Raw genomic sequence first — 20897 nt, forward strand, 5'->3', positions numbered from 1 at the left:
GACATCCTTCACAGTCAACAGGGTTTTTGAAAAAAATGACAGTTTTTTGACAAAAGCCTGCGCCGTAAGGCTTTGCTGCGTTGCGGCAATCGGGATAACCCTTTGTATAGGCCGGAAAACACATTCTCGCCCTCACTTCTTCACAATTGGCGCTCTAATCAGCGCTTCGCAACTGCGTCTTGAGGCTTCTTCTCTATAGGGGAGCCTTGCACTCTATAGGCACCTTATGGAGTGATGGCCGTTCTGTTTGACTTGAAGGCGTGAAAGATGCACATCTTCGCACAACATACCCGGACCATAATAAGAAACGGCGCGTAACCAGGGACCCCGCTCGATTGGCATGATCACGGACAAGACCATGATACGGTCGCTCGGCAACGAGCCGCCGATCCTTGCAGATGGACGCAAGGCTCCCGACCGGCGCGAGATTTCCCTGCGCTGGCTTTCGGGCACGTTTCTCACCGGCATTACATCCAGCCTCTTGATGGGCGTCGCATTGTTCGCAGCCCTTGACGGGCGCCAGCAACTGGCCATCCCTGCCGAAGCCTATGCCGCCATGGATCCGTCCGTCCGTGGCTCGCAGCCGACCGCAGCCGCCAAGCGCGGCGACCGTATCTTGAGCCCCAGCATCGTTGCCAAGCCATCCGACCGCACCATCATGGAAGTCTCGACCATGACCCATGATGGCGAAAAGGAAGTGGTTCGCCGCCAGCCGTTCGCGCATGTGAAGATGACGCTTGCCGCCAACCACCAGCCGGCGGAAAAATATCCCTCCTTCGATCCGCTGGCCATTTTTTCCAGCGACGATGCGGATGCGCCACCACCGGTCAGCCGGACCGGCACGCTCTATGGCTCCGATGTCGAATCCGAAGTGGCGCTGAAGACGGTGGATTTTCCGCTGAAGGGCTCGACGCTGAAATTCGCGCCCTCGATGTCGATGGACGAGGTCGAGGAGAATGTCCGCACCAATGGTTCGGTGCTGACCGACGGCAATACCCAGCTGGCCTCGTTGTTCTACATCGATCCGCGCCGCTTTGCCTCTGACGCTTCCGATCTCGACCTGATCCAGGGCCTGTCGGCCAGGGTGGTCGAGGAAAACATGACCGTCTCCGCGTTTGAGACGATCACCGACCAGACGACCGAATATGCCGACGACGTCATTCCGGTGCGCCGGGCAACGCCGATCGCCACCGTTCTGATCAATGCCGGTTATGGCAAAGCCCAGGCCGAGGATCTCGCCGGCTATCTGCGGCCAGCCCTCGACGCAACCGATCTGCAGGAAGGCGACGTCCTGCGCATCGGCATCATCCAGAAAGGTGAGAACGACGAGGCCAAGGTCGTGCGTGCCACCGTTTACACACGCGGCGCCCATGTCTTTACCATGGCGCTCGACGACAAGGGCAATTTCGTCAAGGCTTACGAACCGCCGCAACTGGCAGCCGTTGCCAGCGCCTTTGACGATAATGGAACCCCGGTCATAACCTCCGGCCACGACCTGCCGCGCGTCTATGATGGTGTCTACCGCGCCGCCCTCTCCTACGGCATGAATTCGACGATGATCGCCCAGATCATCAAGCTTCTGGCCAGCAATGTCGATTTCCAGGCGCAGCTGAAGCCGACCGACCGTCTTGAAGCCTTCTTCTCCGTCGCCGACAGCAGCGGCAAGGCAACCGACGATTCAGAACTGCTCTACGTCAACGCCAAATTCGGCGACGCCGAGACGCGCTTCTACCGGTTCCAGGATCCGGACGACAATTCGATCGACTATTACAACGAACAGGGCAAGAGCATCCGCCAGTTCCTGCTGCGCAATCCCGTTCCGAACGGCACGTTCCGTTCCGGTTTCGGCATGCGCCGCCATCCGATCCTCGGCTTTTCGCGCATGCATACCGGTGTCGACTGGGCGGCTCCGCGCGGCACGCCGATCATCGCGGCCGGTAACGGTGTCGTTGAAAAGGCTGGCTGGGATTCCGGCGGTTATGGCAATCAGACGCTGATCCGCCACGCCAATGGTTATGTCTCGTCCTACAATCACCAGAGCGCAATCTCCAAGAATGTCACTGCCGGTTCGAAGGTCGTTCAGGGCCAGGTGATCGGCTGGGTCGGCACCACCGGCCTGTCGACCGGGCCGCACCTGCACTATGAGCTGATCGTCAACGGCAACCGCGTCGACCCTTTGCGCATCCGCCTGCCCGGCGGCAAGTCGCTCGACGGCAAGGCGCTCGCCCAGTTCGACAAGGAACGCGGACGCATCGACGAATTGCTGGCCAAGGACAATGGCAGCGCCGAAGTGGCAGCCGCACAGTAGCGCGGTTTTGCCCGCTGTGGCCCCGGGTGCCCTCATCTTCCGGTGGCCGCATTTCATGCTGTGCAGCCCTGGATACCGTTTTTATACAGAACACTGTTTGGTATGGAGTTCGCAGCCGGGAGATGATGCGGTGTCATCAAGCAAGGAGGCTGCGGGTCTCCCGGAAAAGACGTTGACGGCACAACAGACGCCGGCAATCTGCAACCCGGCTCCAAGCACTTCCCACCAAAGCGGCCAACGGCCTTCGAATGCAAAGCCGTAGGCAAGACCGAAGACCGTTTCGGCGGCAATGAGCTGGGCCGCAAGAGCAAGAGGCAGACGCCGGGAAGCGACGACCCAGCACCAGGTCGCAAGCCAGGACCCGGCCAACCCCATCACCAACGCCCACCCCATGAAGCGATACAGATCGTGTTCCTGGAATGCATCCATCTGCGTCAGCGACGACAGGGGGAGCAGGAAAAGACTTGCCGCAGCAGCGCCGATCCCCTGCAGCCCCGTCCATTTGAGGCCGTCAGGCGCGTCAGCGGAACGCATGACGGCCGCGTTCACCAATCCATAGACAACCCATATCACCAGCGCGGCGATACTCGCCAGGATACCGCGTTGAAGTGATTGCGTATCGGCAGCATCGATCCGCCCAAGTGCTGCGACATTCACAATCGCGACGCCGGCCCCGGTCAGCAGCAAAGGCAAGGCAAGAGCCGCCCACGGCGCGGTGCGATCACGCGCATTGCCGATAACAGCAAGAAGCACAGGCATGGCGCCGATGATAACGGGAGGGATGGCGGCGCCCGCCAACTGAACGGCAAACGCGGCACAAATGAAATAGCCGGTATAACCGGCGCCGCCGAGAAGCAGACCCGTGAGCAACCGCCGTGGTGCAATACCGGTCGGCCGGAACCGCCTGCCGATCATCAGCAGGGCGCAGGCCAGCCCGAAAATCCCGTAGCGGGCGACGGTCAAGTCCCATGCGGTGAACGGTTCGACAGCGCGGGGCGCAACAAATGTGAGGCCCCACAACGCGCATGTGGCAAGGCCGGCCAGGATTCCGAACAGCATTTTTCATCCCTTTTTCAAAGGATGATCATTCAACATCATTCGCTTGTTTTATATGGAAAAGACGCGGTAAATCTCCTATTCTGCCTTCCATGAAGAAAGCAAAATCAGACATCGGCGTTCAATTCGGAAAGTCCTCATTGGACGATACGGACGCGCGGATTTTGACGGAACTCGATTCCAACGCACGGCTCTCCATGAGTGAACTGGCCCGCGCCGTCGGCATGTCGCAACCGAGCGTATCGGAGCGGGTGCGCAAACTGCAGGCGGCCGGGACCATCCGCGGCTTTACGATCGACGTCGATACGCGGGCAATCGGCTACCCGATACGGGCCATGGTGAAAATCAGACCGCTTCCGGGCAAGCTGCACCTTGTCGAGCGGCTGATTCAGGAGCAGCCGGGATTTATCGAATGCGACAAGATCACCGGTGACGATCCTTTCCTCGCCCGTCTGGTCGTCAATTCGATCGAACAGATGGACGATGTTCTTGAAAGCCTGTCCGAACACGCCGTCACCAGCACAGCCGTCATCAAGGGAACGTCGGTCAAACGGCGCTTGCCACGGCTGTAGCAAGCACAAAGCAGGACCACCTGCTCCATTGATACCAGCGATAACCGTCCAACACGCGATTTCGCCTCAAACCTGGCCAGCAGGCCATGCCTCCTCCGTCACTTCCGGTACAAAATCATCCCGCCATGGTAAAGCACCCCGTCGATGAAATCACCGTCGGCAGTAAAGCCGGTATCGTCCCAATAGTCGATATGATCGCCTGTGACGCTATAGCGCCCCTGATAGGCGCTTTTCCGATGTCCCCGCGCCTCGTCATAGCGGCCGTTCGCCAGCAATTCGTGCCGGACATGGCCATCGCGGGTGACCCACAAGCCGACATAGGGGTGGGGCCTTTCCATTGTAGTCATCGTGTCCCCTGCGAAGGTTGCGCTTGCAAGCGCTGCGAAAAGAAAAATCGTCAGAACGGCGCGGTTCATCAGTGCGCCGCCCGTGTTGGCCTGACGACAATCTCGTTGACGTCGACATCATCAGGCTGCTCGATGGCGAAGCGCACGGCCCGGCCGATCGCATCCGGCTGCAGCGCGATGGCGCGGTACGTCTTCATGGCGTCGGCCGCCGCTGGGTCGGTGATCGTTCCGGCCAGTTCGCTTTCCACGACACCCGGATGGATGCAGGTAACGCGGATATCGTCCCGCTCCTGCCGCAACCCGTCGGAGATCGCCCGAACCGCAAATTTGGTGGCGCAATAGACTGCAGCTGTTGGAACCACGCTGAGCGCACCGATCGAAGCGATGTTGATCACATGGCCTGACCCGCGCTGGGTCATTTCGGGCAGCACCGCCGCGATCCCGTAAAGCACGCCCTTGATGTTGACATCGACCATCCGCTCCCATTCGTCCACCTTCATCGAGGCCATCAGGGATAGCGGCATGACACCCGCATTGTTGACGATGACGTCGACGCGGCCAAAGGCCTGCCGCGCTGCATCGGCAAAGGCCGCCACATCGGCGCGATCTGTCACATCGAGGCGGCGCGTTTCCACCTCCCCTCCTCCCGCACGGATTTCTTCGGCAAGTGCATTGAGACGATCCTCCCGGCGGGCGCCGAGCATCAATTTGAAACCGGCGCCGCCCAACGCGCGGGCGATGCCGGCACCGATGCCGCTGGAGGCGCCGGTAATCAGAACAACCTTGTCAGACATGTGATGATCCTTCCTGTTCTAGCCTGATTGCTTGCCAGAAAGGTAACGCTCCATCATTGTCGCGATAAGATATCGATACGTGACTTCACTGGACAGAAAATCTAACCAATGCAGCTGGACCTAAATGCACTCTCAGTCTTTGCCCTTGTTGCGCAGGAACGGAATTTCCGGGCGGCGGCAGACCGCATGGGGGTCACCCGCTCCGCCGTCAGCCAGACGATATCGCGGCTGGAGGAAACGCTCGGCATCCTGCTCGTACGCCGCACGACGCGCAGCGTCAGCCTGACGGAGGAAGGCCAGCGGCTCTATGACGATATCGCCCCCGCCATTGCCGATGTCGGCGCAGCCCTGTCGGCGGCTGCCGATATCCGGGGTCGCCCCCGGGGCCAGTTGCGGCTGGCCGTCTCCTCGATCGCCGAAAAATTCCTGTCCGGCGCGCTATTGACGGCGTTTGCCGATGCCAATCCCGATGTGCGGATCGATATCACTGTGACGGACGAAGAGTTCGATATCGTTGCCGAAGGCTATGACGCAGGCGTGCGTCTTGGCGAAGTGATTGCGCAGGACATGATCGCGGTTCCGGTGTCCGGTCCGCAGCGGCAGCTTGCAGTCTGCGCGCCCGCCTATCTGCAGCACTGCAACCCGCCGCATCATCCGCGCGATCTTGGCCATCACCGGTGCATCGGCTGGCGTCCGGCCCCGGCCGTCGCGCCCTACCGTTGGGAATTCACGGAGGATGGCCGGGATTTCAGCGTCGCGGTCGAGCCCGAGTTCACCACCAACGACATGGGGTTGATGATCCGGCTCGCCTGCGCCGGCGCCGGCATCACTTTCGGCATGGAGGACAGCTTTCGCCCGCTGATCGACCGCGGCCTGCTCGTGCCTTTGTTGGAAGACTACAGCCAGCCATTCGCGGGCTTCTATCTCTATTACCCCAATCGCCGCAACCTGACACCGAGGCTTCGAGCGCTGCTGGACATGGTCCATCGCATGAAATGACGATACAAAAAAACCTCCCCGGGCTTACCCAGGGAGGTTTTCACTATTGTCGGAAGGGCCTTACGCCGCAGCCTGTTCGCCGCCGCGCAGCTTGAAGTTCAGGCGATCCGAGCCGGCGAAGGCCTTGATCGTCGAACCGTCCGGGAAATTGCCCTGGAGGATCTGCTCGGCGAGCGGGTCCTGGACATATTTCTGCACGGCCCGCTTCAGCGGACGTGCGCCATAGGCCGGATCGTAGCCCTTGTCGGCGAGGAAGGCACGGGCCTCGTCGTCGAGTTCCAGCGTGATCTTGCGGTCGGCGAGCAACTGACGCAGGCGCGAAAGCTGGATATCGACGATCGCGCCCATTTCGCCGCGCTTCAGGCGGTGGAACAGGATGATCTCGTCGACGCGGTTGAGGAATTCGGGGCGGAAATGCCCGCGCACCACATCCATCACCTGATCGCGCACCGTGTCGCTGTCATCGTTCTCACCAAGCCCGACGAGATATTCCGCCCCGAGATTGGAGGTCATGATGATCATCGTGTTGCGGAAATCGACGGTGCGGCCCTGACCATCGGTCAGGCGGCCGTCATCGAGAACCTGTAACAGCACGTTGAAGACATCCGGATGTGCCTTTTCGATCTCGTCGAACAGCACCACCTGGTAGGGCTTGCGCCTTACCGCTTCGGTCAGCGCGCCGCCTTCCTCGTAACCGACATAGCCCGGAGGGGCACCGATCAGCCGCGACACGGAATGTTTCTCCATGTACTCGGACATATCCATGCGCACCAGCGCCGTTTCGTCGTCAAACAGGAAGCGCGCCAAAGCCTTGGTCAGTTCCGTCTTGCCGACGCCGGTAGGCCCCAGGAAAATGAACGAACCGATCGGACGGTTTGGATCCTGCAGACCTGCCCGCGAACGGCGAACCGCGCGCGAAACGGCCTGAACCGCATCACCCTGGCCAACCACCCATTGCGACAGCTCGTCTTCCATGCGCAACAGCTTGTCGCGCTGGCCTTCGAGCATCTTTTCCACTGGAATACCGGTCCAGCGGGAAACGACATGGGCGATATTGTCGGGCGTCACGACCTCCTGAACCATCGGATCAAGCGCCGACGAATCCTGGCTTTCGGAAACCTCCAGCTCCTTTTCGAGCTTCGGGATCACCCCATAGGCAAGCTCGCCAGCGCGCTGGAACTCACCCTTGCGCTGGGCTGCCGCCAGTTCGTTGCGGGCCTCTTCCAGCTGCTTCTTCAGATCGGCAGCCAGACCGAGCTTCGATTTTTCCGCCTGCCAGCGCGCCGTCAGCGCATCGGCCTGCTCCTCGAGCCCGGTAAGGTCCAGTTCCAGCTTTTCCAGCCGGTCCTTCGAGGCACGGTCGGTTTCCTTTTTCAAGGCCTCGCGCTCGATCTTCAGCTGCATGATGCGGCGGTCGAGTTCGTCCAGTTCTTCCGGCTTCGAATCCACCTGCATGCGCAGCCGCGATGCGGCTTCGTCCATCAGGTCGATCGCCTTGTCGGGTAAGAACCGGTCGGTGATGTAGCGGTTGGACAGTGTCGCAGCCGCAACCAGCGCCGAATCCGAGATCCGCACCTTGTGATGCTGTTCGTACTTTTCCTTCAATCCGCGCAGGATCGAGATCGTGTCCTCGACATTCGGCTCGTTGACCATGACCGGCTGGAACCGGCGGGCAAGAGCTGCGTCCTTTTCCACATGCTTGCGGTATTCATCAAGCGTGGTGGCGCCGACGCAATGCAGTTCGCCGCGCGCAAGCGCAGGCTTCAAGAGGTTGGACGCATCCATGGCTCCATCCGCCTTGCCGGCACCCACCAGCGTGTGCATCTCATCGATGAACAGGATGATCTCGCCGGCTTCCGCCTGGACTTCGGAGAGAATGGCCTTCAGCCGCTCTTCGAATTCGCCACGGAACTTCGCACCAGCGATCAAGGCGCCCATGTCGAGCGCCATCAGCTTCTTGTCCTTCAGGCTTTCCGGCACGTCGCCATTGACGATACGCGCAGCCAGGCCCTCGGCGATCGCCGTCTTGCCGACGCCGGGTTCACCGATCAGGACCGGGTTGTTCTTGGTGCGGCGCGACAGGACCTGGATGGTGCGGCGAATTTCATCGTCGCGGCCAATCACCGGGTCGAGCTTGCCGTCACGGGCATCGGCCGTCAGGTCGCGCGCATATTTCTTCAAGGCGTCGAAACCCGCTTCGGCATTGGCGCCATCAGCGGTGCGGCCCTTGCGGATTTCGTTGATCACCTGATTGAGCTTGGATGCCGTCAGCCCAGCCTTCGACAGGATGCCGGACGTGGCAGCCGAGGTCTCGATGATCAGCGCCTGCAGCAGCCGCTCGACGGTAACAAAGCTGTCGCCCGCCTTCTTGGCGGCCTCTTCGGCCGTGGTGAAAACCTTGGCAAGCGGCTGCGAAAGCGAGATCGAGCCGTTGCCGCCAGACACTTTCGGCAGCTTGGCAATCGCACTGTCATTGGCAAGTTTTGCGTCCTTGGCACTGCCGCCAGCCCGCTCGATCAACGATGCCGCCATGCCCTGGTCGTCATCGAGCAGGACCTTCAGCACGTGTTCGGGAACGAATTGCGGATGGCCCTGGGCCAGCGCATAGGTCTGAGCCGATTGCAGAAAACCGCGCACGCGCTCTGAGTATTTTTCAATATTCATATGTCTACCTCCGGTAATCGGTCAGCCCACATTTGGCACTGCCGACGGTTGGAATGAGGCTCCCTGAAAAGGCAAGCCCGTGCCGGCCGCACCCTGCATTGCACAGGACCGGCCGTCTGGAGTGAATATGGGGCCGGGATTTTCGAAATTAAAGAGCAGGAAACGTCATGGTTGCCGATTTCATCGCAGGCTTTGTAAATTCGCCGTTCGCGCCCAGTTTTCGACGCTGTCGATCATGATACGCACATGATCGGGGTTGTCGGCAAGCTCTGCCAGCTCGGACAGACGATGCGCCGCCGTCAAAATGTCCACCCGTCGCCGGTCGATCGCCCGGCCGGTCAGAACCTCGTACGATGCGATGATGCGTTCAGTCAGATCCGGCGAAACGAAGCGCGCATAGATGAATTCCTGATGCACCGGCGCAAAACCGGAATCGGCAAAGTCATACATGCCGGTCAATCGCTGGCTTGGGTGGTCGAAGGCCATGTTCCAGCCGTGGCCATCGGAAAAGCCATAGGTTCTGCCGTAAGGATCAGGCCGCAACTGTTCGAACGCATCAATCGCCGCTGCCGCCTTTTGGCGGATATCCCCAGCAAGCATCGGCAGCGCCCTCTCCCGCATCGCGCTCACCGGCTGCCATTGTGCAACAAGCCCTGCCCCGGCGGCCTGCATCGTCGCCTGATCCAGCCGGTGAAGCTCTGCATAAAACCGCCCGAGCCTCTCACCCAGCTCTTGCCGCGCCGCCTCCGGGAGCCGATCGTAATCGGCGGTAATGAGATGCACGCCCTTGAGTTTTTCATGCACGGAAAACAGCGGCGGCCCCTGCTCGATGCGCAGATCGGGCACCGGCATTGCGATCCGCGGCCGGATGACTGCCAGAAGCCGCGCCTCGCGCAGCAGCGCCGTTTCAGCAACCGCATGGCGGGGAAACTTGAAGATCAGCCGGTCATCCACATCGACCGCGATCGAATCCCACCCCGCAGTCGCCAGCTCGAACCGCGACGTGGCAAGCTCCGGAAATCTGGCGATGATAATGCTGCGAAAAGTGGTGGTATCAGATGCATCCATGGCTCATATATAGCGGTTGCAACGACCACAAAAAACCCTCCAGAAGACGAAACCCTCGCGGTGCTCACCGGCGAGGGTTTCCTGCTGACAAATGCTAGAACCGCTTACTGGAAGAAACGGACATTCACCCTCCCGTCATCCTCGCCCTTGTGGCGGGGATCCAGCGACCCGGCGTCCACCGGGTCAAAAGACCAGCCAGTCCAATGACTTGAGCTGACTGGATTCCTGTTATGAGGACGAGAATGGCTGAGGTTTGAGTTACCCCTTCATTAGACTGCAGCCCTTTTGTCCTCAAAAACCGCTCCAAACTCCTTCATCCGGTCAACGTAGTAGCCGGGCTCGATCAGCACTTCCGGCAGATAGAGACCAGCCTTCGGAGCATCCCCGCCCGAAAGGCCCAGAAGCCGTTCTACGCCGAGCGCAACTCCCAACGCCGTCAGCGGCGCCTGTCCCTGCGGATGGACGATTTCGTGCCGGTCCAGCCGCAGCTTGCCGTCCGTCCCCTGCCCCTCGATCTCAATGGTAATTTCCGTCGAAAACGCCTCGCCACGGCGGCGGCTGGCGGAAACGCTATAGGCAAGATCAAGCCGGATCGCCTTGGCATCGGTGCGGGCGGCAAGCGCCATGATGTCGAACGGCGAATAGGCCTGCGCGTCCAGCTCAACACCATCGACACTGACATAACGCGCCTTGGCTTCCTCACCACTCACCCAGTGCATCTTGCCATCCTTGACGGTCAGCGCCGCCGGGGCAGCGCCGGTGATGCGGTTATAGTCCGTCAGCGCCGCCGGTCCGCCCATGTCCTGCTCATCGAGCAGAACGCCGATGCGAACAGCGTCGATCCGTTGAAAATCCTTGGCAAAGGCGAGGACCGGGAAGATCGCCGCACCCGCCAGCCAATGGCTCGCGAGCAGGACCGGCGCCCGGTCCGGCGCATGAACATATTGCGCAACCTCTGGGCCGATTTCGAACGTGCCGCTGGAAATGCTGATATAGGGAATCTTGTGATGCTGCGCATAGCGCATGGAAGACAGCCTGTCGTCCTTGACGAACACCGCGACTGCGCTGAACGCCTCGCCGCCCGAAAGACCCAGATCGGCGCGGTCGAGATCGACCCTGATGCCCGTCGCACCGCCAATCTCGCGGGCAACGGCCTGTGCCTTGGCAAGGTCGCGCCCGCCGATGGCAAGCGGCAGGCTGGGATGCAGTTTGCGAATGGTCCTTGCCGTCCAGCTGCCGACGACGCCGGAGCCGCCGATGATCAGGACTGGGTTTAATGTGCTCGACATGATCTTATCTCCTGAAACATGGAGACATTGGCATATTGCCAATGTTACCAATAGTAAGTTACTACTGGTAGGTAATTTGAAATAGACCGTTTTCAAGAGGCAGACCGCCCGATTGCAACGAAATAAGGAAGGTGGCGATGGCAAAGCCCGAAATGCGCAAACTCCCCAAGCCGGAGCGGCGCACACAGCTCCTCGACACGGCAAGGAACATCCTGCGTGAATGCGGCGCCGATGCCCTGACGCTCGGGCATCTGGCGGAGCGCGCAGGCGTCAGCAAGCCGATCGCCTACGAACATTTCGGCACGCGCGAAGGCCTGCTGATCGCCCTCTCGGAAGAAGTCGAAGCGCGCCATATCGGAAAGCTGAAGGCAGGCCTCGAAAAGGCGGCCCCCGCCCTGCCGGCAATTGCCGGGATCATCAGCGCCGCCTATATCGGCTGCGCGGTGGAAAGCGGGCCGGAATGGCTGGCCATGTCCGGCGCGTTGCGCGGCAATGCGCAGATGGATGCTGTCCAGCAGGCACTGGCCGACGATTATGCCGTCCTCATCGCCGCTTCTCTTGCCCGTTTCTCATCGCTATCTGCAGAGGACCTGAGACTACGCTGCGCCGCCCTTGCCGGGGCTGCCGAAGTCATCGCCCGCGAACTCATCCGCGGCCGGCTCGATGAAACGGCGGCAACGGCCCATCTGGCCGCATTGATCGTCCACGGTATCACCGCCTGACCAGCGGCTGCACGGCCAAGCTTCCTAACCATTCGCCTCCTGCTTCAGCCCCATGGCCAGCACCGTTGCCGCCGGCACATTCACCCAGGTGGCGGCATCCACCGCCCCGGCTTTGTCCAGCCAGCGCCCGGCGATCTGGTATCCCAGCGTGTAGCCGAACCGGCAGGGCTGAGAAGCCGTACCAAAGAACCACACGGCATGGTCATAGTTCGTAGACGCAAGGTCTTCTGCGCTGGGAAGAGCCGCCTGCAGCACCTCTGGCGCGACGGCACATTCCCAAGGCTCCGGCGGCGTGCCCATGAGACGGCGGACAAACTGCCCGGCCAGCCCCTCGGTGACCAGCGCTTCGCCCAGCGTATGCCCATACCCTGGCCCCGCCATGCGCAGGCAATGATGCACCTCGTGAATGATCTGCCTGTTCAGCGCTCCATCCTTGAGGCTGTCTGCGAAATTCGGCTCGTCCGGATCGACCGTCATCGAAAACAGCGTGCTGCGCTGGGCATATCCGGCAATGCCGACGCCAGGGATTGTCGCACCGGCAAGCCGCTGAACGAGAATATCGAGCCGCGGCGGTGACAGCAGCGTTGAAACAGTCCGGTATGACTGTTCGAACGCCGCGGCTATCTCGGCGCGATACCCGGAGAGGTCGCCAGATGCCTCCAGCCAATGCAAAGTCCAGCTATCCATGCAATCGCCCCCGACGCAACCGGCACTGCCGCCAGTTCTTCCCGTCATTTCATACCAATGTCTATGACAGTTCACGGCAACAAAAAACCCGGCCGCAAAACGGCCGGGCTCTTCAAATCATCGGCAAGCGCCACCTTCCGGCAGCCTTTGCTGATTACTCCGTCGCAGCAGGTTCCAGCGCCGGCGCATCGCCAGCTGGCTCGCCACCGGTTTCCCCGGATGCGGATGCCTCGTCACCACCGGCTTCGCCGCGGCGCGGCTGGCGGCGCGGACGCGGAGCCGTGCGGCGGCGCGTCGGAGCGCGGCCCGTCGGCGCTTCTTCCTCCAGCGAAACCTCGGCTGGCGTGCCTTCGATCACCGGCTGCGGGCCGGAGCCGTCGATGACGGGCTGCGGTGCGAGGTCGGCACGCGGCTGGGCCTGCTCGGCGCGCGGCTGGCGCTGACGCTCTTGCCTTGGCTGGCGCTCCTGCCGTGGCTGGCGCTCCTCGCGCGGCTGACGCTCCTGCTCAGGCTGACGTTCCTGGTCGGCCTGGCTGTCCTGATCAGGCTGGCGATCCTGCTCGGGCTGACGCTGCTGGTCGGACTGGCGGGGCTGACGGTCCTGCTGGCGCTGCTGACGCTCGCCTTCCGGCTGGCGGCGCTGCTGGCGCTCACCCTGCTGGTGATGACGCCCCTGCTCGGCCGGCTGGTCCTGAACGCCTGCGGTCTCGTCGGTCTCGCTCTGGTCCATATCGTCGTCGCGCTCGTTGCCGTCGCGATCCTGGAATTCGTTGCGATCGTTATAGTCGCTGCGGTCGTCACGCTGGAAGCGTTCCTGCATCTGCGCCTGTGCGGCCGCAATGATGCGGTTGTAATGCTCGGCGTGCTGCAGATAATTTTCAGCCACAACACGGTCACCGGAGCTCTGCGCGTCACGGGCGAGCGTCGAGTATTTCTCGGCGATGTGCTGGGCGGTACCGCGAATCTTTACGTCCGGGCCGGAGCTGTCATAGGTCCGGGTCAGCGGGTTGGAACCCTTCCGGTTATGATTGTTGTTGTTACCGCCGCCGCCACTGTTATTGCTGCTGGTATTGTTGTTACGCCCACGGCCGCGCTTGTTCTGCTGTCCTGGCCTCATCGTTCACTCACCTGGATTCTCTTTATATTGATGATCTTGTGGCTTCGCGGCTTGCCAGGAATTCCGTCTCAACGGATTCCGCATCAAGCAGACACGCGCCGCGACCCAACCGCCTCTTGACGGTACCGTCGCTGGTTAAAGTCAAATTAACAGGTACCCGCACCAGGCACTGTCGAACCTTAGAAACTCTTTTTTGAGAGTAATCCCTGCGGCAAGGTCTGACCGGAACGAATCTCTGATCTTTGACCTTCTGCCCAGTGCGTGAGAGGAACCTAGCCCGCTTCCCGTGTGATTCCAAGCCTTTTCTTCACGGTTTCGAAAAAGAACGTTGCAACAAGGGCCGGTTTGCAGGGGTTAGCGGCCGAAGGCGAACAGGATGGCACGGTCATTTCCGCCCAGATCCTTCACCCGGTCGATCACCCGGAAGCCCTGATCTTCGAAAAGCTGGCCGACCACCTGCAACTGGTCGTAGCCGATCTCGACACCGACAATGCCACCCTCGACCAGATGGCGTGCGGCATGTTCAGCGATGGTGCGATAGGCATCGAGACCGTCCGCACCGCCATCAAGCGCCAACGCCGGATCATGATCGCGCACTTCAGGCGCCAGCGATGCAACGACGTCTGTGCGTATATAGGGAGGATTTGACACAATGATGTCGAACTTGCCGACAATCCCCGCAAACCAGTCGCTTTCCACCCCGGCGAAACGCGCACTCAGATCATTGCGCTGCGCATTGGCCTTGGCCATCTCGACAGCACCGGCCGACAGGTCGGATCCGACCCCGGTTGCCTGCGGAACGGCGCTCAGCAGCGCCAAGCAGATCGCCCCCGTCCCGGTGCCGAGATCGATCAGATGACAGGTTCCCTTCTCCGCCACGAATTTCTGCGCGAAAGGAATGAGCCCTTCGACGATCATCTCCGAATCCGGCCGCGGCTCAAGCGTGTCTGGCGACATGCCGAGCGTCAGGCCGTAGAATTCACGCTGCCCGAGAATACGGTGAACCGGCTCGTGTGCCGCCCGCCGCTCAATCGCATCGCGAATGCGCTGCGCATCCTTCTCCGAAACGATCTCGCCGCCACGCGTCATGAACGCCACCGCCGGCAGGTCGAGCAGACCGGAAATCAGCACGCGCGCATCAAGCGCCGCCTCGCCGATATGCGCTTTCAGGAACGCCGTCCGTGCCTCGGCAAACAGGCTGTCGAGTGTATCGGTCATCCCTTCTGCTCGCCCAGTTGCGCCAACTGATCGGCCTGGTAATCGGCGAGCAGCGCATCGACCACTTCGTCGATTTCCCCCATCATCATCCGGTCGATCTTGTAGAGCGTCAGATTGATACGATGGTCGGTAACGCGTCCCTGCGGAAAATTGTAGGTGCGGATACGTTCCGAACGGTCACCGGACCCGACCTGGCTTTTGCGGGAAGCCGACCGTTCATTGTCTGCCTTCTGCCGCTCCATGTCATAGAGCCGCGAGCGCAAAACCTGCATGGCCTTGGCGCGGTTCTGGTGCTGTGATTTTTCAGACGACGTGACGACGATGCCGGAGGGCAGATGGGTGATGCGAACGGCCGAGTCCGTCGTGTTGACGTGCTGTCCACCGGCACCCGACGAGCGCATCGTGTCGATGCGGATGTCTTCGTTGCGGATTTCGATATCGATATCCTCGGCCTCCGGCAAAACGGCGACGGTCGCCGCCGAGGTGTGGATACGCCCCTGCGTTTCGGTATCGGGAACGCGCTGAACCCGGTGCACGCCGGATTCGAACTTCAGCTTGGAAAACACCCCGCGCCCGGTCACGGTCGCGATGATTTCCTTGTAGCCGCCCGCATCGCCCTCGCTGGCCGAAAGCACCTCGACCTTCCAGCCCTTGCCAGCCGCATAACGCTCGTACATGCGGAACAGGTCACCGGCGAAAAGGGCCGCTTCGGAGCCGCCGGTGCCGGCGCGGATTTCAAGGATGGCACTCTTCTCGTCGGCCGCGTCCTTGGGCAGGAGAAGGATCTGCATGTCCTTTTCCAACGCCTCGATCCGCTCTTCGATATCAGGCTTTTCCATCTCCGCCAGCTCGCGCATCTCGCGGTCGGTATCCTTGGCGGATAGCAGCGCGTTGACGTCGGCAAGCTCACTCTGCGCCTTCTCATACAGCCGGATCTTCGTCACAACAGGCTGCAGCTCGGAATATTCCGATGCCAATTTCACATAGACATCCGCCGCCGGCCCCTCGGCCATGCGCGCCTCGATCTCGGAAAACCGGCGCTCCAGCTCGCGCATCTTTTCAACAGGTAAGGTAGCCAATGTGTACTCCACAGGCGCTGTTCAAGAACAGCAATGTTTATGACAACGGCAGCTTTTCAGCCGCCATAATCTGATCTCTTAGCCGGAACGAAAGTGAGATCGAACGATCTCACTTCGAGCACCAGCCGATTCTCGACAATTGCGACGATGGTCTCCAATACGCGGTCACGGTCCTGAAGAACACACCCATTCCAAAAACGAACAACACTCCAACCGTTCATTGTCATGTAGTCGTCCCGCCTTGCATCATGGCGGCTGTTCGCATGCTGACTGCCGTCAACTTCGACAACGAGCCCGGCCTGTCTACATGCGAAATCTGCAAAATACGGACCAACCGGTAATTACCGGACAAATTTAAAGCCGTTGAGGCGTCGCCCACGGAGCTCGAACCAGAGAGCCTCTTCCGCATTGTTTTCGACTTTGCGCAGACTGCGAGCGCGCTCCGTCTTGTGTTTATCCGGACCTCTCATCCTCTCCATCCGTCAAGGATTGCCCCTCACCCTAACCCTCTCCCCGCATGCGGGGAGAGGGAACGACCGAATTTGCCGCCCCTCAATCACCATCAACATCGTCTCCAGTTGGAGAGGAAAAGAGAGTTCGCCGCATATCCCTTCTCCCCGCTTGCGGGGAGAAGGTGCCCGACAGGGCGGATGAGGGGCCGCTTACCTACAACGGCACCCCGGTCTCCGCCGCAAAGGCCACCAGCATCTCGCGCACCGATGTCTGGCTGCGCGTGTCGTCCAGTGCCGCATGAAGCATGGCCGAGAGTTTTTCGATATCGAGCGCCAGGAGCATGGCCTTGACCGGGCCGACCGCCGTCGGCGACATCGAGACGGAGCGGTAGCCGATGCCGAGCAGCGCCATCGCAGAGAGTGGCTTGCTCGCCATCTCTCCGCACAACGTCACGGACGTCTCGTTGCGGTCGCCCGCCCGGACGATGTCGCGCAGGATGCGCAGGAACGGCCGGCCGAGCACGTCGAAACGGTCCGACACCCGCGCATTGCCGCGATCGACCGCCATCGAGAACTGGAACAGGTCATTGGAGCCGACCGAAACGAAATCGACCTCGTCCATCAGCTCGTCCAGCTGCCAGAGCAGCGCCGGAACTTCCAGCATGGCGCCGAACTGCAGCTTGCGCGGCAATTGTTCGCCGATCTTCGATTGCCGCTGGATTTCCTTCTGCAGCAGCTCGCGCACCGTGCGCAGCTCAGACACTTCCGTCACCATCGGCAGCATGATGCGCAGCTCCTGGCTTGCCGAAGCGCGCAGCATGGCGCGCAGCTGTGTGCGCAACAGGCCGGGCCTGTCGAGCGACAGGCGGATTGCCCGCCAGCCAAGCGCCGGGTTTTCCTCTTCCGCCGCGCGGAAATAGGGCACCACCTTGTCGCCACCGATGTCGAGTGTGCGGAAGGTGACCGGCTTGCCGGCCGCCTGCTTCATGACGTTGCGGTAGAACAGTTCCTGCTCTTCCATCTTCGGCATGGTCGAGGCAATCATGAACTGCAGTTCGGTGCGGAACAGGCCGATACCCTCGGCGCCGGATTCCGACAGCTGCGGCAGGTCGACCAGAAGGCCTGCATTCATCTGCAGCTTGATGCGCTTACCGTCCCGGGTCACCGGCTCGACGTCACGCAGGGCGCGGTACTGTTCCTGCCGGCGGGCGCGCAGCCGGACTTTTTCTTCATAGGCCCGCTGCAGGTCGGCCATCGGCCGCAAATGCAGCTGGGCATCATCGCCATCGACGATGATCGCATCGCCATTTTCCGCCAGCGCCACGACGCCCGCTGCCTGGCCGACAACCGGAATGCCCATGGCGCGTGCAACGATCACCACATGGCTAGTCACCGCACCGTCTTCGAGCACGAGGCCCCGCACATTCTCACGCGGATAATCAAGCAGCTCGGCCGCCCCCATGGCACGCGCCACGACGATCGCATCATTCGGAAAATCCGTCGCCGACATCTTGGCGCCGTAGCCGGTCAGCTGCCTGAGTAACCGGTTGGCCAGATCGTCGAAATCATGCATGCGCTCGCGCAGATAGGGGTCCGTCAGCCGGATCATCCGCGCCTTGGTCTCGCTCTGCACCCGCTCGACAGCCGCCTCCGCCGTCAGGCCGTTGCGGATCGCCTCTTCGAGCTTCCTGACCCAGCCGCGGTCATGCGCGAACATCCGGTAGGCTTCCAGCACGGCGCGGTGTTCGCCTTCCATGGAAACATCGCGCCGTGACAGCATGTCGTCGATCGAAATGCGCAGCGAACCCAGCGCTTCCGCCAGCCGTCCCAGCTCATGATCGGTATCGTCGTTCAGAAGGTTGGTCACGACGATGCGCGGCTCGTGCAGCACGACATAGCCAAGCCCGATACCATCGTTGAAGCTCGAGCCCTCGATCGTCACAGGCCGCGACAGGTCGAGTTCAAGTCCCGGGCGGGTAAGCTTCTTCAATTCCCCGGTCGCCACCATTTCAGCCAGCACCATTGCCGTCGTTTCCATCGCCTCGACCTCGTCGTCGCGATAGGTGCGGCTGGCCTTGTTCTGCACGACGAGAACGCCGAGCGAACGGCCGGTGCGCAGGATCGGCACCCCAAGGAAGGAATGATAGATTTCTTCGCCGGTTTCCGGCAGGTAGGTAAAGGCCGGATGCGCCTGCGCGTCGGAGAGGTTGAGCGGACGCGCCGAGGCCGCGATGGTGCCGACGAGGCCCTGCCCCATCTGCAATTGCGCCAGGTGCACGGCGCCCTTGTTCAGGCCTTCGGTAGCATAAAGTTCAAGAACGCCATCGGAGCGAAGCACATAGACCGAACACACTTCTGCGACCATGTTCTGCGCAATCTGGCGAACAATCTGGTCAAGGCGATCCTGCGGCTCGAGCGGTTCCGCCATCAGTTCGCGCAACCGCTTGAGGAGGACGCGTGGACCCGCAGAGAGGTCTCTCATCGCACAACGTCTCCCGAATAAAAGTCAACAACTGGAAGCGGTAATTTGTTCCCGCTTATATAAGCGAAAACGCAGTCACCACCACCCGCTTTAACTCTTATCCAGACCGTAGACGGAATGCAAAGTGCGAACGGCCAATTCGGCATAAGCACCATCGATCAGGATCGAAATCTTGATTTCCGAGGTAGTGATTGCCTTGATGTTGATGCCTTTTTCGGCAAGTGCGCGGAAAGCGGACGCCGCAACGCCCGCATGGCTGCGCATGCCGATGCCGATGACCGAGACTTTGACGAGGCCTGATTCGTTCTGGATGACGTCAAAGCCGATCTGCGCCTTGGCTTCGCTGAGAACCTTCAGCGCCTTGTCGACGTCGGTCGACGGCACCGTGAACGTCATGTCGGTCTTGGAACCGTCTTCGGAAATGTTCTGGACGATCATGTCGACATTGATATGGGCTTCGGCCAGAGGCCCGAAGATCGCCGCCGAAACGCCGGGCCGGTCGGCCACGCGCCGCAGCGAAATCTGCGCTTCATCCTTGGCATAAGCGATGCCGGTGACGACTTCCTGTTCCAAAATCTCATCCTCATCACAAATCAGCGTACCGGGCGGGTTCAGAAAATCGCCCATGCCCGGCGCGTCGGGGTCTACGAAACTGGAACGCACGAAGGTGCGAACCTTGAATACCATGGCAAGCTCGACCGAGCGAACCTGCAGGACCTTGGCGCCGAGCGACGCCATTTCCAGCATTTCCTCGAACGCGATCTTCTTCAGGCGCTTGGCCTTCGGCTCGATGCGCGGGTCGGTGGTGTAGACGCCGTCGACATCCGTATAGATATCGCAACGGTCGGCCTTGACCGCAGCAGCGATTGCAACCGCCGATGTATCGGACCCGCCGCGGCCGAGCGTGGCAATCCTATTGTCAGGCCCGAGCCCCTGGAAGCCGGCAATGACGGCCACCTGGCCCTCGCCGAAGCGGCGGATCAGTTCAGAGCCGTCGATTTCAAGAATACGTGCCGCGCCATGCGCATTGTCGGTGCGGATCGGGATCTGCCAGCCCTGCCAGGAACGGGCGTTGATGCCGATGTTCTGCAGCGCCAGCGCCAGGAGGCCCGAGGTCACCTGTTCGCCGGAAGCAACAACCGCATCATACTCGCGCGCGTCGTGCATCGGCGAGGCATCGCGCGTCCAGGCAACCAGTTCGTTGGTCTTGCCGGACATCGCCGAAACCACCACCGCAACTTCGTGGCCGGCATCGACCTCGCGTTTCACATGGCGGGCCACATTCCTGATGCGATCCATATCCGCGACGGACGTGCCGCCGAATTTCATCACGATGCGTGCCATGTGCCTCTACCGGTCGAAAATGCTGCGCGCAAACCCGCGCCCGTGTCGTCTCAAGTCGCCGGTCTCTTAGCGAAATTGCAGCCCGCGTGCAATGGCCGCGCTGCCGCATTTGCGACATCCGGCCTCGATGTTTGGCACACTGCCGCCTTCTGCAGCAAACACCCCGATTTTCACAAGCGCTTGCTTTTCTAGACCGATCGGTCTACACGATTCCGATCGTTTCAGAAGGAGCCCGCAATGACCGCCTTGCTACCCCCTTTCACCCATGAAACCGCCGTCGCCAAGGTCCGCATGGCCGAGGATGGCTGGAACAGCCGCGATCCCGTCCGCGTCTCGAAAGTCTATACCGAGGATTGCCGCTGGCGGAACCGCGCCGAATTTCCCGTCGGCCGCCCGCAGATCGTCGAATTCCTGACGCGGAAATGGCAGCGCGAACTGGATTATCGGCTGATCAAGGAAATCTGGGCCTTCGAAGGCAATCGCATCGCCGTCCGCTTCGCCTATGAGTGGCACGACGACAGCGGCCAGTGGTATCGCAGTTATGGCAATGAAAACTGGGATTTTGCCGCCGACGGCCTGATGCAGCGCCGCTTCGCCTCGATCAACGATCTGCCGATTGCCGAAAGCGAGCGCAAATTCCACTGGCCGCTTGGCCGGCGTCCGGACGATCATCCCGGCCTGTCCGATCTCGGCCTCTGA

The 20897-nt window shown here is 61.1% G+C and carries 17 protein-coding genes and 1 pseudogene; 5 read left to right on the forward strand and 13 right to left on the reverse strand.

Going from position 1 to position 20897, the window contains the following annotated elements:
* The first annotated feature begins 340 nt into the window (after positions 1-340).
* A complete protein-coding gene (locus ACSQ3J_RS26880; RefSeq protein ID WP_060506336.1) occupies positions 341-2308 on the forward strand; it encodes a M23 family metallopeptidase in 1968 nt (655 codons plus the stop codon).
* Between the two features lie 81 nt (positions 2309-2389).
* Here the strand turns inward: ACSQ3J_RS26880 and ACSQ3J_RS26885 are convergent, their stop codons facing one another.
* Positions 2390-3367 (reverse strand): DMT family transporter, encoded by a 978-nt coding sequence (locus ACSQ3J_RS26885; RefSeq protein ID WP_060506337.1) that lies wholly within the window; start codon positions 3365-3367, stop codon positions 2390-2392.
* An 89-nt stretch (positions 3368-3456) separates the two neighbouring features.
* On the opposite strand from ACSQ3J_RS26885, the gene ACSQ3J_RS26890 reads away from it, so the two are divergent.
* A complete protein-coding gene (locus ACSQ3J_RS26890) occupies positions 3457-3936 on the forward strand; it encodes an Lrp/AsnC family transcriptional regulator (RefSeq protein ID WP_060506338.1) in 480 nt (159 codons plus the stop codon).
* Between the two features lie 98 nt (positions 3937-4034).
* Here the strand turns inward: ACSQ3J_RS26890 and ACSQ3J_RS26895 are convergent, their stop codons facing one another.
* Positions 4035-4352: an Atu4866 domain-containing protein gene (locus ACSQ3J_RS26895; protein ID WP_112834733.1), complete on the reverse strand. Its 318-nt coding sequence runs from the start codon at positions 4350-4352 to the stop codon at positions 4035-4037.
* Positions 4352-5077: an SDR family oxidoreductase gene (locus ACSQ3J_RS26900; protein WP_060506339.1), complete on the reverse strand. Its 726-nt coding sequence runs from the start codon at positions 5075-5077 to the stop codon at positions 4352-4354. The genes ACSQ3J_RS26895 and ACSQ3J_RS26900 overlap by 1 nt, the downstream gene beginning before the upstream one ends.
* Before the next feature lie 108 nt (positions 5078-5185).
* Here ACSQ3J_RS26900 and ACSQ3J_RS26905 point away from each other — a divergent pair, with 108 nt between their 5' ends.
* Entirely contained in the window at positions 5186-6076 is an 891-nt protein-coding gene (locus tag ACSQ3J_RS26905) for a LysR family transcriptional regulator (RefSeq protein ID WP_060506340.1), read from the forward strand.
* Positions 6077-6136: 60 nt separating this feature from the next.
* Here the strand turns inward: ACSQ3J_RS26905 and clpB are convergent, their stop codons facing one another.
* The 3 genes from clpB to ACSQ3J_RS26920 all read right to left on the reverse strand — a co-directional run bounded on the left by clpB (position 6137) and on the right by ACSQ3J_RS26920 (position 11097).
* The gene (gene clpB, locus ACSQ3J_RS26910) at positions 6137-8740 is read right to left on the reverse strand and encodes an ATP-dependent chaperone ClpB (protein WP_060506341.1); all 2604 of its coding nucleotides are present in this window, start codon (positions 8738-8740) and stop codon (positions 6137-6139) included.
* 180 nt (positions 8741-8920) lie between these two features.
* Entirely contained in the window at positions 8921-9808 is an 888-nt protein-coding gene (locus ACSQ3J_RS26915; RefSeq protein ID WP_060506342.1) for a phosphotransferase family protein, read from the reverse strand.
* A gap of 269 nt (positions 9809-10077) precedes the next feature.
* Positions 10078-11097: a hypothetical protein gene (locus ACSQ3J_RS26920; protein ID WP_060506343.1), complete on the reverse strand. Its 1020-nt coding sequence runs from the start codon at positions 11095-11097 to the stop codon at positions 10078-10080.
* Between the two features lie 137 nt (positions 11098-11234).
* Here ACSQ3J_RS26920 and ACSQ3J_RS26925 point away from each other — a divergent pair, with 137 nt between their 5' ends.
* Positions 11235-11819 carry a TetR/AcrR family transcriptional regulator gene (locus ACSQ3J_RS26925; RefSeq protein WP_060506344.1) on the forward strand — a complete coding sequence of 195 codons (585 nt, stop codon included), beginning with the start codon at positions 11235-11237 and terminating at the stop codon, positions 11817-11819.
* A gap of 24 nt (positions 11820-11843) precedes the next feature.
* Here ACSQ3J_RS26925 and ACSQ3J_RS26930 read toward each other — a convergent pair whose 3' ends face one another.
* The 7 genes and pseudogenes from ACSQ3J_RS26930 to ACSQ3J_RS26960 form a co-directional block, all read right to left on the reverse strand.
* Positions 11844-12506: a DUF2268 domain-containing putative Zn-dependent protease gene (locus ACSQ3J_RS26930; protein WP_060506345.1), complete on the reverse strand. Its 663-nt coding sequence runs from the start codon at positions 12504-12506 to the stop codon at positions 11844-11846.
* Between the two features lie 154 nt (positions 12507-12660).
* Positions 12661-13623 carry a DUF4167 domain-containing protein gene (locus ACSQ3J_RS26935; RefSeq protein WP_060506346.1) on the reverse strand — a complete coding sequence of 321 codons (963 nt, stop codon included), beginning with the start codon at positions 13621-13623 and terminating at the stop codon, positions 12661-12663.
* A 354-nt stretch (positions 13624-13977) separates the two neighbouring features.
* Positions 13978-14841: a peptide chain release factor N(5)-glutamine methyltransferase gene (prmC, locus tag ACSQ3J_RS26940; RefSeq protein ID WP_060506347.1), complete on the reverse strand. Its 864-nt coding sequence runs from the start codon at positions 14839-14841 to the stop codon at positions 13978-13980.
* Positions 14838-15920 (reverse strand): peptide chain release factor 1, encoded by a 1083-nt coding sequence (gene prfA / locus ACSQ3J_RS26945; protein WP_060506348.1) that lies wholly within the window; start codon positions 15918-15920, stop codon positions 14838-14840. Before prfA ends, prmC begins: the two co-directional genes overlap by 4 nt.
* A 56-nt stretch (positions 15921-15976) precedes the next feature.
* Positions 15977-16390 (reverse strand): annotated as a pseudogene (locus ACSQ3J_RS26950) (endonuclease domain-containing protein).
* A 196-nt stretch (positions 16391-16586) separates the two neighbouring features.
* Entirely contained in the window at positions 16587-18854 is a 2268-nt protein-coding gene (gene ptsP / locus ACSQ3J_RS26955; protein WP_060506349.1) for a phosphoenolpyruvate--protein phosphotransferase, read from the reverse strand.
* A gap of 90 nt (positions 18855-18944) precedes the next feature.
* Positions 18945-20198, reverse strand: a complete 1254-nt coding sequence (locus ACSQ3J_RS26960) for an aspartate kinase (RefSeq protein ID WP_060506350.1) — start codon at positions 20196-20198, stop codon at positions 18945-18947.
* 237 nt (positions 20199-20435) lie between these two features.
* Here ACSQ3J_RS26960 and ACSQ3J_RS26965 point away from each other — a divergent pair, with 237 nt between their 5' ends.
* Positions 20436-20897, forward strand: a complete 462-nt coding sequence (locus ACSQ3J_RS26965) for a DUF1348 family protein (protein WP_060506351.1) — start codon at positions 20436-20438, stop codon at positions 20895-20897.

This window comes from Rhizobium sp. LjRoot98, assembly GCF_964252935.1.
GTDB lineage: Bacteria > Pseudomonadota > Alphaproteobacteria > Rhizobiales > Rhizobiaceae > Pararhizobium.

Bases quoted from the DNA above. Each gene is read 5' to 3' on its own strand.
- ACSQ3J_RS26880 (WP_060506336.1), top strand. From the start codon at position 341: ATGATCACGGACAAGACCATGATACGGTCGCTCGGCAACGAGCCGCCG.
- ACSQ3J_RS26885 (WP_060506337.1), bottom strand. From the start codon at position 3,367: ATGCTGTTCGGAATCCTGGCCGGCCTTGCCACATGCGCGTTGTGGGGC.
- ACSQ3J_RS26890 (WP_060506338.1), top strand. From the start codon at position 3,457: ATGAAGAAAGCAAAATCAGACATCGGCGTTCAATTCGGAAAGTCCTCA.
- ACSQ3J_RS26895 (WP_112834733.1), bottom strand. From the start codon at position 4,352: ATGAACCGCGCCGTTCTGACGATTTTTCTTTTCGCAGCGCTTGCAAGC.
- ACSQ3J_RS26900 (WP_060506339.1), bottom strand. From the start codon at position 5,077: ATGTCTGACAAGGTTGTTCTGATTACCGGCGCCTCCAGCGGCATCGGT.
- ACSQ3J_RS26905 (WP_060506340.1), top strand. From the start codon at position 5,186: ATGCAGCTGGACCTAAATGCACTCTCAGTCTTTGCCCTTGTTGCGCAG.
- clpB (WP_060506341.1), bottom strand. From the start codon at position 8,740: ATGAATATTGAAAAATACTCAGAGCGCGTGCGCGGTTTTCTGCAATCG.
- ACSQ3J_RS26915 (WP_060506342.1), bottom strand. From the start codon at position 9,808: ATGGATGCATCTGATACCACCACTTTTCGCAGCATTATCATCGCCAGA.
- ACSQ3J_RS26920 (WP_060506343.1), bottom strand. From the start codon at position 11,097: ATGTCGAGCACATTAAACCCAGTCCTGATCATCGGCGGCTCCGGCGTC.
- ACSQ3J_RS26925 (WP_060506344.1), top strand. From the start codon at position 11,235: ATGGCAAAGCCCGAAATGCGCAAACTCCCCAAGCCGGAGCGGCGCACA.
- ACSQ3J_RS26930 (WP_060506345.1), bottom strand. From the start codon at position 12,506: ATGGATAGCTGGACTTTGCATTGGCTGGAGGCATCTGGCGACCTCTCC.
- ACSQ3J_RS26935 (WP_060506346.1), bottom strand. From the start codon at position 13,623: ATGAGGCCAGGACAGCAGAACAAGCGCGGCCGTGGGCGTAACAACAAT.
- prmC (WP_060506347.1), bottom strand. From the start codon at position 14,841: ATGACCGATACACTCGACAGCCTGTTTGCCGAGGCACGGACGGCGTTC.
- ptsP (WP_060506349.1), bottom strand. From the start codon at position 18,854: ATGAGAGACCTCTCTGCGGGTCCACGCGTCCTCCTCAAGCGGTTGCGC.
- ACSQ3J_RS26960 (WP_060506350.1), bottom strand. From the start codon at position 20,198: ATGGCACGCATCGTGATGAAATTCGGCGGCACGTCCGTCGCGGATATG.
- ACSQ3J_RS26965 (WP_060506351.1), top strand. From the start codon at position 20,436: ATGACCGCCTTGCTACCCCCTTTCACCCATGAAACCGCCGTCGCCAAG.